The following is a 14,096-nucleotide window of genomic DNA, read 5'->3' as shown; positions in this document are numbered from 1 at the left end:
GTTCTCCTGCGCAAGCAGGAGCCCAGAGTTACGAACGCTGCGCTTATGGCTCCGGACTCCTGCTTGCGCAGGAGAACAAGCGGCAAGTGGGAGAGAAATAGAATGGAAATCGTCTCGATCGACATAGGCGGCACCCACGCGCGCTTCGCGCTTGCGGAGGTGGCCGAAGGTCGCGTCGTGTCGCTCGGTGAGCCGGTCACGCTCAAGACCGCTGAATATGCCGGGTTCCAGACCGCGTGGGAGGCGTTCGGCACGCATTTGGGCCGCGCGCTGCCGCGTGCCGCCGCGATTGCGGTCGCCTCACCGATCAGCGGTGACGTTATCAAGCTAACCAACAATCCGTGGGTGATCCGCCCGCCGCTAATCAAGGAACGGCTGCACGTCGACAGCTTCGTGCTCATCAACGATTTCGGCGCGGTCGGCCAGGCGGTGGCGCAAGTCGATCAGGCCGAATTCCTGCATCTGTGCGGCCCCGAAATGCCTTTTCTCGATGATGGCATCCTCACCGTCTGCGGTCCCGGCACTGGCCTTGGTGTGGCCCAAGTGCTGCGCAAGGCGGGGCGCTATCACGTTATCGAAACCGAGGGCGGCCATGTCGATTTCGCCCCGCTCGACGGGTTGGAGGACCAGTTGGTCAAGCGCCTGCGCAAGGCCTATACCCGTGTCTCGGCCGAACGCGTCGTCTCCGGTCCCGGCATCGTCGCCATTTATGAAACGCTCGCCGACATCGAACATCGCGTCATCCCGCGCATCGACGACAAGGCGATCTGGGCGGCAGCGCTCGACGGCGAGGACAGCTTGGCCGTCGCGGCGATGGACCGCTTCTGCATGAGTCTCGGCGCGGTCGCGGGCGATCTCGCGCTGGCGCATGGCGCGAACGGTGTCGTCATTGCCGGCGGGCTCGGCTTGCGGCTGAAGGAGCATATCCGCAAATCGGGCTTTGCCGAACGCTTCGCCGCCAAAGGCCGCTTCCAGACCCGCATGGCGGCTATCCCTGTCAAACTCATCACCCATCCGCAGCCCGGCCTGTTCGGCGCAGCGGCGGCTTATGCCCAGGAGTACACCTTATGAGCGCTGCCCCCACCATCACCGACATCATGCAGACCAGCGCCGTCATCCCGGTACTGGTTATCGACGACGCTGCCACCGCGCGCCCGCTGACCGAGGCGTTGGTCGCGGGCGGCCTCAAGGTGCTCGAAGTCACGCTGCGCACCCCCGCCGCGCTCGACGCGATCCGCGAGATGAAGAAGGTTCCGGGCGCGATCGTCGGCGCCGGGACCGTCGTGAATCCCGAGCAGTTTGCGCAGGCCGTGGACGCGGGCGCCGAATTCATCGTCTCCCCCGGCCTGACCCAACACCTCGCGCGCCCGATCCTGGACAGCGGCGTGCCGTTCCTGCCCGGCATCGCCAATGCGGCGGACATCATGACCGGGCTCGACCTCGGCCTTACCCATTTCAAATTCTTCCCGGCGGAGGCAAATGGCGGTCTGAAGGCGTTGAAGGCGCTCGCCGCGCCCTTCTACCAGTGCAAATTCTGCCCGACCGGCGGCATTACCGAGGCGAGCGCCCCCGAATGGCTCGCCTTCGCGCCGGTGCTGTGCGTCGGCGGAAGCTGGATCACGCCCAAGGGCGCCTCGATGGCAGAGGTCGAAACCCTGGCACGCGCGGCAAGCGGATTGCGGGGGTAAGCTTCGCCAGCGGGCCCTTCCCCGGCGAAGGCCGGGGATTGGGGACGGTGCCGGGTATTGGATGAACCGGCCTCCGACGCGCCTCACTCCCCGTCCGGATCAACCGCCTTCTTGGCCAGGCGCGTCAACAGCGTGACCGGATCGCGCCCATTGCCATAACCGTAAGCGGCGGCTTCGCGTTTGCTGCACTGCCGCTGCCCGGCGAAAATGCCACAGGGACCGGACGGGGTAATCGCGGCCAGGCCGCTCGACGCTTCGCCGCGCCTGTGGTCCGATTCGGGCTCGCGTTCCACGCGCAGCGGCAGCCGATAGCGCTCCCGCCGTCGCCCACATACGACGATCTCGTCAGCGGAGAGCGTATCGTCGCACTTTGGCAGAACATTCAGCCGTATCGGCTTCGCAGCCTTCGCCAGATCGAATGGCTTTGGCGGCGGGGCAACAGCACCCGTCTGCAAGGCGATGCTCAGCCACCAGAACATCCATCCCTCTCCAACCGCCCTTGCGCCCGGGCAAAGTGGATGGAGCAAACCGGAAAGTAAAGGAAGTATAACAAACCCGTTTTCCAGCCGTTCGGTTTGCGGTGTCTTTTGAAAAGCAGCCGGATACCCCCAGGATTCCACACCCGCCACAATTACGACAATTTGCGCCGTGTAAGATCGAGCGAACACTTCGCACCGCATCCAGTCGATGCGCGTTTCAGGGGATTTGCGTGAGCACCTTGATCTTGACTCTACCTTCTCTCGCCGCCGCCTGCGCCAGTTTTGCGGATATTGCAGGCGGCGCGCAAATCCCGCCGCCTGCGCCCCCTGCGGATTCAGACCAGAGCAGCCCACCGGCGCAGCACGATTCCGGCGACATCGTCGTCACCGGGCAACGAGTCGCGGGCACCGCCATCGGGACGGTGAAACCGCTTGCCGTGCTCGACAGTGCCGCGCTGCTGGCCTTGGGCTCGACGAGCCTGGCCGATCTCGTAAAGCGCCTGAAAGGCCTGACGACCTCCGCCAATGGCGGTGAGCCCGCCATCCTGCTCAACGGTCGGCGCGTTTCAGGATTCGGGGATCTACAGGGTTTGCCCCCGGAATCGATCGAGCGCGTCGAGGTCCTGCCCGAACAGGAGGCCGCCCGGTTCGGCTTTCCGCCAACCGTTCGCGTGTTGAACCTCATCACCAAAAAGCATTTCCGCTCGCTCACCCTTCAGGAACTCGGCGGCACGACGACCGAAGGCGGGGGTGCGACCAATTATTTCGAAGCGAATGCCACGCGGATCGAAGGCCCACAGCGCATATCGCTGAGCGCGTCCTATTCCCATCTCGACCCGCTATTGCAAAGCCAGCGGCCGATCGTGCCCGATCCCGACTCGCTGTTTGCCGCACCGGGCAACATTACCGGCGTGAACGGTGCGAGTATCGATCCTGCGCTGGACCGGCTGGCGGGGCACCCCGTTACGGTCGCCGCACTTCCAGAAACCTCGGCCGCGCGCCAGGTGCTGGCAAACTATGTCAATTCCGGTCGGGCGACGACCGATTCCGGCGCTTACCGCACGTTGCAGCAGCGCACCGACACGCTCCGGCTCGATGGGACGATCGGGTCTCCGCTCGGGAAGAAGCTGGATGGGTCGCTCAATCTCTCGCTCCAGACCGATCGCAATGCCGGGCTGAACGGGCTGGCCTCGGGCGTATTGCAGGTGCCGGGCGGCACGCCGGCGCTGCCCTTCCCGGGGCCAACGCTCGTCTATCGCGCCTTTCCGGGCGCGGTGCTGCATCAAAAGAGCAGCGCGCTGACGGCCCATGCCGGCCTGACGCTCCAGGGTAGCGTCAGGCGCTGGGCCTGGAATGTCACTACCGGCTACGACCGCATCCTCAACCGGACGCAATCCGAAAATGGCGTTCCGCTGGAAGCGCTCCAGGCGGCGATCACCGGCGGTGGCGATCCTTTGACGCCGCTCGATCCGGCAAGCGCCGGACAGCGTACGACCAACAACAGCCGCACCGTGACCAACACGGTTGCCACCAAAGCCGTGGTCAACGGGCCGCTGGCCCGCCTGCCCGCGGGCGATGCGCAGCTCGTCGTGTCGGCGGACTATAGCCGATCAAGCAGCGGCGTGCGTGGCAGCGGCGCACCGACCGTCCCCGGTGCGCTCGCGCGGTCGATCGGCGGGGCCAGCGTCAACACCGTTATCCCCATCGCATCGGCGCAGGATGGGGTATTGCCCTTTTTGGGGCAGCTTTCGGTAAACGGCATGGTCGGCGTATCGAACGTATCACGATACGGGCGGCTGGTTAGCGCCAATTACGGCTTCGCCTGGTCTCCCGCGCGCGCCGTTCAGCTCACCGGCTCGATTACCGAAACGCGGTCGCCACCGGCGATCGCGCTGTTGGTCAGCCCGACCTTTACGACGCCGAACACGCCGTTTTTCGATTTTACGGCGGGCACCAGCGTGCTCGTCTCCACGTTGGTCGGCGGCAATCCCGCCTTGATGCCGGAACGGCGGCGGACCACGACGTTGGGCGTGGCGGTACAACCTTTCAAAAACAAGGAATTCCGCCTGAGTGTCGACTATCTCGACACCAAGATCGACGATCAATCCGCATTGCTGGGGAGCCTGACACCGGCCTTCCAGGCGGCGTTTTCGGGCTTGTTCGTTCGCGACGCGGCGGGATTGCTGGTCAGCGTCGACCTCCGCCCGGTCAATCTGGCAAGGGAAAGCGAGCGCAAGCTGCGGATGACGCTCAACCTGCAAGGCCCGATCGGTCGCGCTCCGCCGCCCCCGCCGCCACCGGCCAAAGACGCTCCTCCACCGCGAGCGCCCAAGCCGCGCCCGTTCCTGTTCGTCAGCTTAACCACCAATTATCGGCTTCAGGACCGGTTGGTCTTGCGGAACGGGTCGCCGTCGCTCGATCTGCTGGACGGTGCCACGATCGATGGCACCGGCGGACGTCCACGGTGGGATGTCGATGGAACGATCGGCGGGAGTTATGGGCCGCTCAACCTGGGGGTTTACAGCAGGCTGCAAGGGCCCACGCGTATCCGCAGCGAGCTTGCCACCTCCGATTTGCGGTTCTCCGCGAGAACCTGGCTCGTATTTTACAGCTCCCTCGATATCGGCAAAATTTCGCAGCGCCCGTGGGCCAAACAAATGTCGGCGCAATTCACGGTGGAAAATGTGCTGAACAACCGTATTCAGGTACGCGACCGGACTGGGGCCACGCCCAATCGTTTTCAATCCGCTTACCTTGATCCGCTCGGGCGGTCGGTGCGGTTGGGGCTTCGCAAATTGTTCTGACGCATTTTCAGGATGCGCCACAGCAGCGCAAAACGCGGGATACGCCGCTCGTTATTGCGGCATCGCGCGCGCCGTCGGGAATCCCGCCTCTTTCCATCCATCGAGACCATCGGCGAACCAGCGAACGTCCCGCAATCCGGCGCGGTGCAGGCGCAACGCCGCATTCCAGCTCATCCAGCAATCGGCTTGGCAAAAAACGACGATCGGCCGGTGCGACTTGACCTTGGCCAGACGCCGCACCCCACGCAGAAAGGTTGCCGTCATCGCCTCCGCCATGTCGCCGCGCCCGCTTTCGGCGAACCAATATGCGCCCGGGATCGAATCATGCGGCTCGGCGAGCAGCCAGCGCCCGCTCCGTGCATCGCGGACTGCGCCCGGCGCGGGATTGACGTCGAGAAAGAGCGCGCGCTTGCGCCACAAAGCCCGCGCCGCACCGGCATCAATCCGCACGACACCCTCTGGCGGAGCGTGGATAACGCCGCGATAGTGCGCCAGGCGATAGCCGGTAACCGGATCGAGCAGCGGCGCTTCCGGCGCCGGCGCTTCCGCCTGTGCAAGGGCGACCGTCGGCATTTGCAGCAACAGTGCCGCTACGATCGCCCTTCGCATATACTGTGCGCTCCACCTTGATCCAAAGTCGCATGGTAGCAGGCAACGCCGTGCTGCTAAGATGTGCTTTGGGAGAAGATGATGAAACTGCGCGCCGTATCCGTGGCCGTTGCGTGTTTGCTGGCGTGGCTGCCCGCCGCTGCCGTAGCGAAGCTGCCGGTCGATCCGCTGGCGTCACCGATGTGGCAGCCGCTTGGTGCGATCTTTTTTGGCGACGACGTCGTCCGCTTTGATGACCGCGTTCGCGTCATCTTCCCGGCCATTGCCGAGGATCAGCACAGTTTCCCCGTGACGATCGACGCGCGCGGGATCAAGGGCGTCAAACGCATTTTGCTGTTCGCCGATCTCAACCCGATTCCGCTCGCCATCGACTATACGCCCGATGCCGCCCAGCCCTTCCTCGCCACCCGTATCAAGCTCGACCAGCGCACGCCGGTGCGCGGCGCGGTGCAGCTTGAGGATGGCAGTTGGCTGGTCAGCGGTGGCTGGATCGACGCAGCCGGTGGCGGATGCTCTGCTCCCCCGGCAAGCCGGGTGAAAGGCGATTGGGCCGAACATTTGGGCCAAGTGCGCGGTGTCGCACTGCGCCAGGCGGACGGCACGCATGTCCGGCTGGCGTTCCGGCATCCGATGGACACGGGCTTTGTCGCGAACATCCCCACTTATAACCTCGATGAGGTCTCGCTGAGCGGGGCGAACGGCAAAAGCTATGGGACCATGCACGTCGAGGCATCGGTTTCGGAAGACCCGGCAATCGCCATCATTACCGATGCGACGGCGGGCGAGACGATCGTGCTGCGCGGCGGTGACACCAATGGCATCCGTTATGACGGATCGCTCGCGGTGCGCGATGGGGCCGCCAATGCCGCGCTTGCCGCGCGCTAAATGATCCATCGTCGCCATGCGCTCGCCGGGATGCTCGGCGCCCTGGCCGTGCCCGCCTGGGCGCAGGCACTGACCTATCGCATCATGCCCGAGCCGGTGGGCGATGGCATCTGGGTCGTGCGCGGTGCCGACGGGCCCATCGCCCAGGATAATGGCGGGGCGATCGCCAACATCACCATCATCGCCACCTCCGCTGGCACGGTGCTGGTCGATTGTGGCCCCTCGCTGCGCTACGGCACCGCGCTCAAAAGCGCCGCCGAAGCGTTGACCGGCCAGCCTGTGGTGCGCGTCTATCTGACGCATTTGCATCCCGATCACATTTATGGCGCCGGGGCGTTCGCGCCGGGCGTGGTCGCGGCGACACCGCAACTGGCATCCCTGCTCAAAAGCGAGGGGGCCGGATTTTCGGACGGTATGTACCGCTTGCTCGGGGATTGGATGCGCGGCACCGAATTTACGCCGCCAAGCGTACTGCTGACCGCCCCGCAGGAAACATTCGGCACGCGGCGGCTGCGCCTGCTGCCGCTCGCCGGGCATAGCGCGGCGGATCTCGCGATTCTCGATGAGACGACCGGCACACTGATCGCGGGGGACCTTGTCTTCCATAACCGCGCGCCCGCCACCCCACATGCCAATCTGGCCACATGGCAGGCCTCGCTCGCAACGCTCCGCGCGCTACCACATCGCCGCGTGATACCGGGGCATGGCCCGCTCGACCCGACACCCACCACCGCCATCGACCAGACGCGCGACTGGCTTGGCTGGATCGCGCAGGCGTTGCGCGATGCGGTTCTGGCGGGCGACGACAATGTTGCGGCAGGCAACATGCCGATCCCGCCACGCTTCGCCAGCATGAAGGCGGCGCGCTATGAGCTGCAGCGGACAGTCTCGCACCTTTATCCGGGGCTGGAGGCGGACCTCCTGCCCCGGATCGACACCAAGCGTTAACCGATACGGTGGGCGATCAAATCGTCCACCACCGAGGGATCGGCGAGCGTGCTCGTGTCGCCCAGCGACGAGAAGTCGCCCTCGGCAATTTTGCGCAGGATACGACGCATGATCTTGCCCGAACGCGTCTTGGGCAGGCCGGGCGTGAACTGAATCGCGTCGGGCGTCGCAATCGGCCCGATTTCACTGCGAACCCATGCAACCAGCTCCTTGCGCAGCGCATCGCTGGCAATATCGCCCGTATTCAGCGTTACATAGGCGTAAATGCCCTGCCCTTTGATTTCATGCGGGAACCCCACGACGGCGGCCTCTGCCACGTTGCGGTGCAGCACCAGCGCCGATTCCACCTCGGCCGTGCCCATGCGGTGGCCGGAGACATTGATGACGTCATCGACGCGGCCCGTGATCCACCAATAGCCATCAGAATCGCGCCGTGCGCCATCGCCGGTGAAATAATAGCCGGGATAGGTTGAAAAATAAGTCTGGAAGAAGCGCTCATGATCGCCCCAGACGGTGCGCATCTGCCCCGGCCAACTCCGCGCGATGACGAGATTGCCTTCGTTCGCCCCCTCAAGCTCCTGCCCATCGGCGTTGAGCAATTTGGGTTCGACACCAAAGAACGGGACCGTCGCCGAACCGGGTTTGAGCGCGGTCGCGCCGGGCAAGGGCGTAATCATGTGCCCGCCGGTTTCGGTCTGCCACCAGGTATCGACGATCGGGCAGCGCCCCTCGCCGACCACGTCATGATACCAGCGCCAGGCCTCGGGATTGATCGGTTCCCCGACCGAGCCGAGCAAGCGCAGCGATGCGCGGCTGGTCCCCGTCACATGCGCGTCGCCCTCCCGCATCAGCGCGCGCAGCGCGGTTGGCGCGGTGTAGAGTTGTGTCACCTGGTGGCGATCCACCACTTCCCAAATGCGCGCCGGGCTGGGCCAATTGGGTACGCCCTCGAACATCAACGTGGTCACGCCATTGGCGAGCGGGCCATAGACGATATAGCTGTGTCCGGTGACCCAGCCGACATCCGCCGCGCACCAATAAGTATCGCCCTCGCGGCAATCGAACACACAGGCATGGGTGTAGCTGGCCCATAACAGATAGCCGCCGGTCGTATGCAGCACGCCCTTGGGCTTGCCGGTGCTGCCCGAGGTGTAGAGCAGGAACAACGGGTCTTCCGCCTGCATCGGTTCGGGTGCGCACGCATCGTCCACGGTGGCGACGGCCGCATCGTACCAGATGTCACGACCGTCTTGCATGGCGACGTCGGCACCGGTTACCCGCACGACGATAACGGTTTCGAGGCAGGTTGTCAGCTTGGCGGCGGCATCGACATTGGCCTTGAGCGGCACGCATTTGCCACCGCGACGGCCTTCATCGGCGGTAACCAGCACGCGGCTGTCGCAATCGGTGATCCGGCCCGCCAGCGCATCCGCCGAAAAGCCCGCGAACACGATCGAATGGATCGCCCCAATGCGCGCGCACGCCAGCATCGCAATCGCCGCGTCGGGGATCATCGGCAGATACAGCGTGACACGGTCGCCTTTGCGCACGCCCTGCGCCTTCAACACATTGGCGAAGCGACACACCGCGACGTGCAGCTCGGCATAGGTGATGCGCTGCGGTTCGGCGTCGGGGGCGTCGGGTTCCCACACGATGGCGACCTGATCCGCGCGCGTCGGCAAGTGCCGGTCGATGCAATTGACCGACACGTTCAGCACACCGTCGCCAAACCAGCGGATGCCGAACGAGGCTTCCTCAAAGCTCGATTCGCTCGCCACCGTCGGGGGTGTAATCCAGTCGAGCCGCGCCGCTTGTTCGAGCCAGAAGCGATCGGCATCGTCAAGCGAACGGGCATGGTCCGCCGCGTAGCGATCCGCCGTGATCGTTGCCGTCGTCGCCCATGCGTCCGGCACCGGATAAAGCTCATCAGCCATAAAATGTCCCCATCATTTCAATCGCACGCCAATCCACAGCGTGCGCGGTGTGCCAAGATCGATCGACCCGCCGGCATTGCGCGTGATAACCGTCTGGTCGAACAGATTTTCCGCCCGCCCAATGATCGTTACGTGCTTGCCGATGGGAACTCTTGCGACCGCATCCACCGTCGTCACTGCGGGCAGGACATCGGTTTGCAGGTCGTCTTCATATTGCTTGCCGACATAGCGTGCGGTCAGCGACGCGCCGAAGCCATGCGCATCCCATGCCAGTGTTGCACTGGCGCTATGCCGCGGGCTCTGCGCCGGGCTGAAACCGTTGAGCTGCGCCGAAGTGCCCGAGGCGTGTACCGTGCTGTCGCTAAAGGCATAGGAGCCGTCGAACGAAACCGCGCCGTGCGTCGCGTGCGCTGTCACCTCCACTCCCTTGGCGACGATCGCATCGACATTCTGACGCTGGCGCAGGTTGGTGGCGATGGTGACGTTGGCAATTGCCCCTTCAAGCCGGTTGTAGAAGCCGGTCACCCCAAGGCGAACGCCCTCGATCGGGCTAAGGTCGATACCGCCCTCCACGCCGCGCAAACGCTCCAGCCCGAGCGCGGCATTGGCCTGTGTCGTGATCGGGAAGACAACGAACGGTCGATAGAGTTCGTTGAGCGTCGGCAGGCGGAAACCGGTATAACCGGCCACGCGCAACGCAACGGCGTTGCTGGCATGAAACAGCGCACCCGCGCGGCCCGTTGCTTCAAACCCGTCACGATTGGCATAGCGCGTATCGGTCGTGATCCGCCCGGTCGCATTCGCTTCACGCAGAAAACCGCTGGTGATCGTCCAGCGATCGCCCCGCACCCCCGCCGTCAACACCAGCCGACCGAGCGTCCAGTCATCTTCCACGAACACGCCCGTCGTGCTGGTATGGCCGCCCGCCGTGCGGCGCGTAGTCACCAGCCCGGACGCGGCATAGGCATCTTCGTACAATTGCCCGTCGCCCAACCGCGCATCGACGCCAACGCGCAGGACATGGTCGGGCCCGACCGGTGGCCGCAACTCGATCTTGCCGCCAAGCCCGGTGGCGGGGGTATTGCGCTGGTCGAGCGTCAGCTTCAGCGTGGTGGCGCTGATGACGCGATTGGTGAAGTTGCGGGCCTGCACATAAGCCAGCACATCAAACGCCCATCCGCCGCGATGCACCAGCCGAACGCTCGCATCCTCCCCTTCCGAACTGCTGTCGGCGCCACGGAAGCGCAGGGTACGGTTGTCGCGGAACAGCACGCCGCGCGCCTGGATTTCGGTCTCGGCATCGACGGGAACGACCGCGCGCACATTGCCCGACCAATCGCGATACCGCGCCGGAACCGTGGCTGCGGTAAATTGAGCGGCGGGCGTGGTGTAGAAACCATCGCCGCGTTCGAATTTGCCCGACAGGCTGACATAGCCGCCGCCGACATCGGGTGTGACGCTCGCCGAGGTTTCGACCGCATTGCGGCTGCCATAGAACAGCTCGCCCGCCGCGCCGGGCAAATCCGCCCGCGTTGCGCTGGCCAGCTCAATCGTACCGGCGACGGCGCCGGCACCGAACGCCCCCGCGCCGCCACCACGCGTCACCCGCACCCCGGCCAACCGATCCGGGGCCAGTGCGTTGAACGGGATATAGCCAAAAAACGGGTCGGCCAGCGGCACGCCGTCGAGCAACACCAGCGCCCGGCTGGAGGCATTGCCGCCCAGCGCGCGCAGCGTGACGCCCTGCGCGCTCGGATTGGCCGAGCGACTGTCCGAGCGGCGAAATTGTTGAAACCCGGCGACGTCGGCGAGAACATCCTCAACCCGCCCCGAAGCATCGTTGGTCAGCCGCGCACGGTCGATCGTCACCGCCGCATAAGCCGGCACCCCCGGCGGCAACGGCAGCGGCGTGCCGAGCACGACGATGTCCCCCTCCTCCGAAGGCGGAGTGATGGCAACTTGCGTCCGGCTCTGTTGGGCCTGCGCAGGAAGCGGCGCGGCCAGCGCGATCAGCGGGACGAAGCGGAAACGGTGCATATACGGACGTGTGCTTTCGAAAAGTGAGCAACAACGGGGCGGCTGGAACCGGGCCGCCCCGTTGTCATTGCCGTATCTGTCTTAGAAGAAAAGGATCGATCCGATCGCCAGGGTATTGGACGCCGCAGAATTCGGTCCCTGCGCCTCAGCCTTGGTGTGCGTATATTCTCCCAACAACGTCACCCAGCTCGTCAGACCATAGCGCGCCTGCCCGACCCAACTGCTGTTCTTGCGCAACAGCGTGGGGTTGATCTCGCCCCGCGCCAGCTTCAGGCTGCTTTCGCCATAGCTGCCGGCAAGGGTGAACTTGTTGAACGTCACGCTGGCCTGGCCGTAAAAGCCGTTGCTATCGCGCTTGCGGCCAAGCGCATCGGTCGAGAAGACGAACAACCCGGTCGTACCAATCCCCGATCCGTCATAATAATAACCAAGGACGCTGAGCGGGCCATAGGTCAGCTTGCTGCCGATATCGAACCCGCTGCCGGTATAGCTTGGCGTTCCCCCAAACCCGTCATGCTTTTGCGAAATGCCCGACAGCCAGGCGTGTCCGGAGAATTTGTCCACGGTAAAGTCATAAGTCACCTTGCCCTGGAAACCCGGCGTACCGTTGACTTCGGCCCCGCCGGTCAGCGTGCCAAGCGGCTGGAAGATACCGAACGACGCTTGCAACCCGGCGAACTTCGGCGTGGTATAGGTGATCTGCGGCTGGAAATCGGTGTAAACATACCCAATGCCGATGCGGCCAAGCGACGTGTTGGACGGCCCGGCATTGCTGCCCGGCGAACCGACCGAAAGCAGGGTAATGTCGTTCAGGATCGCATCGGACCCGAACAGCCCGATATCGCGACCGAGCTTCAGCGTCCCCAGATGCGGTTTGCCAAAAGTGAGGTAGGTCTGGCGTGCATCGATACCCGACGTGGCCAGCGCCACCGGCGCACCGGGCGCATTGGCGCCGTTGCCGCTATAGGAATTGCTGTTCACGCCCGGATAGAAGCCGAAATGCGCCGCCACGTCCCAGCCGCCCTGGTTGGTCGACACATCGACGCCGAAGATGCCCGGCAGCAAGCCGTTCCGGATGGCTGAGGTATTCTGCGTTCCTACATTGGCCAGCCCGCCAACCACCGTTGTTCCGGTGGTGCGCTTGTCAGGCGAGTCATGCGTGTAGAAAGCATTGACCGATCCCGAAAACTTCACCGTGACACCGGCAAACTCCATACCGACGCCGCTGCTGGTCATCCGCACGAGCCGCTTGTCGTCAAGCTGGCTGGCCGCAGCCGCCTGTGGTTCGGTGCCCGGATTGGTCGCGACCGAGGCAGGCTGCGCCGCCGGGGCGGGTGCCGCCGCTGGCGGTGCCTTGCGGGCGATGAGGTCGTTATATTCGGCTTCGGTCAGGATTCCCTTTTCCTTCAGCCGCAACAGCAGCGCACTGGTCGTATCCTCTTGTGCGAAGGCCGGTGTCGCCCCCGCCAGCAATGCGACGACGCACGCCCCCTGCAACAATTTCGTGATGCCCCTCATAGCTATCCTCCCCGCTCACGGCCCGCCTTTTGCGGTGCCTTGCGATACAGAGGCTGGAACCAGCAGACTTTTTGGGGAATTGGACTTTGGTGGTGTTGAATGCGTGCCTTATCAGGGCGCGATGACGACGCCCCAAGGCGCACGCCCCGCAGGAATGGTCGCAATCACCTTTTGCGAGGGCAGATCGACCACCGAGACATTGTCCGAAAGTCCATTGGCCGAAAAGACACGCGTGCCCGCTGCGTTGATCGCCGTATGCCATACGCGGCGCCCGACCGGGACATAGGCCAGCACCGTTGCGCTTGCGACATCGACGATCGCGAGATGGTCGGCGCGGCCAAGCGCCACCACCGCCTGCTTGCGATCGGGCGTAAAGCGGATGCCGACCGGCATGATCTTGTCCTTGAAAACGCCAGGCGGGGCAAATTCGATCGTCTTGGTTACCTTATGGGTGGCGGTGTCGATGATTTGCACGCCGCCACCAATTTCCGAACTGACCCACAACGCCGCCCCGTCGGCGGTGAATTCGGCATGGCGTGGCCGCATCCCCACCGCCGTTTGCGCAATGTCTATATGCGTCGTGCTATCGATCCAATGGACCGCGTCGTCCGTCTCCGAGGTCGAGACCACGGTCTTGCCGTCCGGGCTGACCGCCATCCCCTCCGGTTCGACCCCGACATCGACTTGCCACGCGACGACATGTTTGGCGACATCGATCGCGGTGACCGCGGCATCGCGCTCATTCGCCGCGAACAGTATCGTGCCATCGGGCGACAAGGCGAACTGCTCGGGGTCTTCGCCCGAAGGCAAATCGGCGACGACCTTGCCGGTCGCGCGGTCGATCACCTGCACGGCATTGTCGTCGCTTGCACAAACGTAGAGATATTTGCCGTCATGCGACAGCACGATCCCACGCGGACGTTTGCCGATTGGCCAGGTCGCGGTGACGCTCAGCGTCGCGGCGTCGATCACCGTGATGCTGTTGCCTTTTTCGTTGGAAACATAAACGGTTTCGGCCCGAGCCATTGCCGGAACAGCCACCGCTGCCGCAGAGCCGAGAAGAACCGAGAGTTCGGTGAAAAAAGCGCGCATGAACAGTGTCTAACCCAAGCGGCGACGGGCGCATGCTGTACCTAAGTGCAATAGGGAAAACCGGCCCCAACCGCCTACACCTTGGTCCAATCGCGCCCGTTG

At 64.4% G+C, this 14,096-nt stretch carries 11 protein-coding genes; 5 read left to right on the top strand and 6 right to left on the bottom strand.

The window, feature by feature from the left end:
* Window positions 1-102 precede the first annotated feature (102 nt).
* Both glk and eda read left to right on the top strand, forming a co-directional pair.
* Complete coding sequence (gene glk / locus WC704_RS02570) at window positions 103-1,071, top strand: glucokinase (RefSeq protein ID WP_372888412.1); 969 nt, start codon at window positions 103-105, stop codon at window positions 1,069-1,071.
* Entirely contained in the window at window positions 1,068-1,688 is a 621-nt protein-coding gene (gene eda, locus WC704_RS02565) for a bifunctional 4-hydroxy-2-oxoglutarate aldolase/2-dehydro-3-deoxy-phosphogluconate aldolase (RefSeq protein ID WP_372888411.1), read from the top strand. The genes glk and eda overlap by 4 nt, the downstream gene beginning before the upstream one ends.
* An 83-nt stretch (window positions 1,689-1,771) precedes the next feature.
* Here the strand turns inward: eda and WC704_RS02560 are convergent, their stop codons facing one another.
* On the bottom strand, window positions 1,772-2,167 hold the full coding sequence (locus WC704_RS02560; protein ID WP_372888410.1) for a hypothetical protein: 396 nt from the start codon (window positions 2,165-2,167) through the stop codon (window positions 1,772-1,774).
* A gap of 230 nt (window positions 2,168-2,397) precedes the next feature.
* Here WC704_RS02560 and WC704_RS02555 point away from each other — a divergent pair, with 230 nt between their 5' ends.
* A complete protein-coding gene (locus tag WC704_RS02555) occupies window positions 2,398-4,971 on the top strand; it encodes a TonB-dependent receptor (RefSeq protein ID WP_372888409.1) in 2,574 nt (857 codons plus the stop codon).
* Between the two features lie 51 nt (window positions 4,972-5,022).
* On the opposite strand, the gene WC704_RS02550 is transcribed toward WC704_RS02555, so the two are convergent.
* A complete protein-coding gene (locus tag WC704_RS02550) occupies window positions 5,023-5,580 on the bottom strand; it encodes a rhodanese-like domain-containing protein (protein WP_372888408.1) in 558 nt (185 codons plus the stop codon).
* Between the two features lie 81 nt (window positions 5,581-5,661).
* Here WC704_RS02550 and WC704_RS02545 point away from each other — a divergent pair, with 81 nt between their 5' ends.
* Both WC704_RS02545 and WC704_RS02540 read left to right on the top strand, forming a co-directional pair.
* Window positions 5,662-6,465: a quinoprotein dehydrogenase-associated SoxYZ-like carrier gene (locus WC704_RS02545; protein WP_372888407.1), complete on the top strand. Its 804-nt coding sequence runs from the start codon at window positions 5,662-5,664 to the stop codon at window positions 6,463-6,465.
* Complete coding sequence (locus tag WC704_RS02540; protein ID WP_372888406.1) at window positions 6,466-7,413, top strand: quinoprotein relay system zinc metallohydrolase 1; 948 nt, start codon at window positions 6,466-6,468, stop codon at window positions 7,411-7,413.
* Here WC704_RS02540 and acs read toward each other — a convergent pair.
* The 4 genes from acs to WC704_RS02520 all read right to left on the bottom strand — a co-directional run bounded on the left by acs (window position 7,410) and on the right by WC704_RS02520 (window position 13,994).
* Window positions 7,410-9,347 (bottom strand): acetate--CoA ligase, encoded by a 1,938-nt coding sequence (gene acs / locus WC704_RS02535; RefSeq protein WP_372888405.1) that lies wholly within the window; start codon window positions 9,345-9,347, stop codon window positions 7,410-7,412. The two genes, WC704_RS02540 and acs, sit on opposite strands and share 4 nt — an antisense overlap.
* Before the next feature lie 12 nt (window positions 9,348-9,359).
* A complete protein-coding gene (locus WC704_RS02530; protein WP_372888404.1) occupies window positions 9,360-11,384 on the bottom strand; it encodes a TonB-dependent receptor in 2,025 nt (674 codons plus the stop codon).
* An 81-nt stretch (window positions 11,385-11,465) separates the two neighbouring features.
* Window positions 11,466-12,902, bottom strand: a complete 1,437-nt coding sequence (locus tag WC704_RS02525) for a porin (RefSeq protein WP_372888403.1) — start codon at window positions 12,900-12,902, stop codon at window positions 11,466-11,468.
* 111 nt (window positions 12,903-13,013) lie between these two features.
* Window positions 13,014-13,994 carry a PQQ-dependent catabolism-associated beta-propeller protein gene (locus WC704_RS02520; RefSeq protein ID WP_372888402.1) on the bottom strand — a complete coding sequence of 327 codons (981 nt, stop codon included), beginning with the start codon at window positions 13,992-13,994 and terminating at the stop codon, window positions 13,014-13,016.
* Between the last annotated feature and the right edge of the window lie 102 nt (window positions 13,995-14,096).

Source organism: Sphingomonas sp., from assembly GCF_041661885.1.
Taxonomy (GTDB): Bacteria; Pseudomonadota; Alphaproteobacteria; order Sphingomonadales; family Sphingomonadaceae; genus Sphingomonas.
The sequence above is the reverse complement of the archived record's forward strand: the minus strand, read 5'-3'. Positions and strand labels throughout refer to the sequence as shown.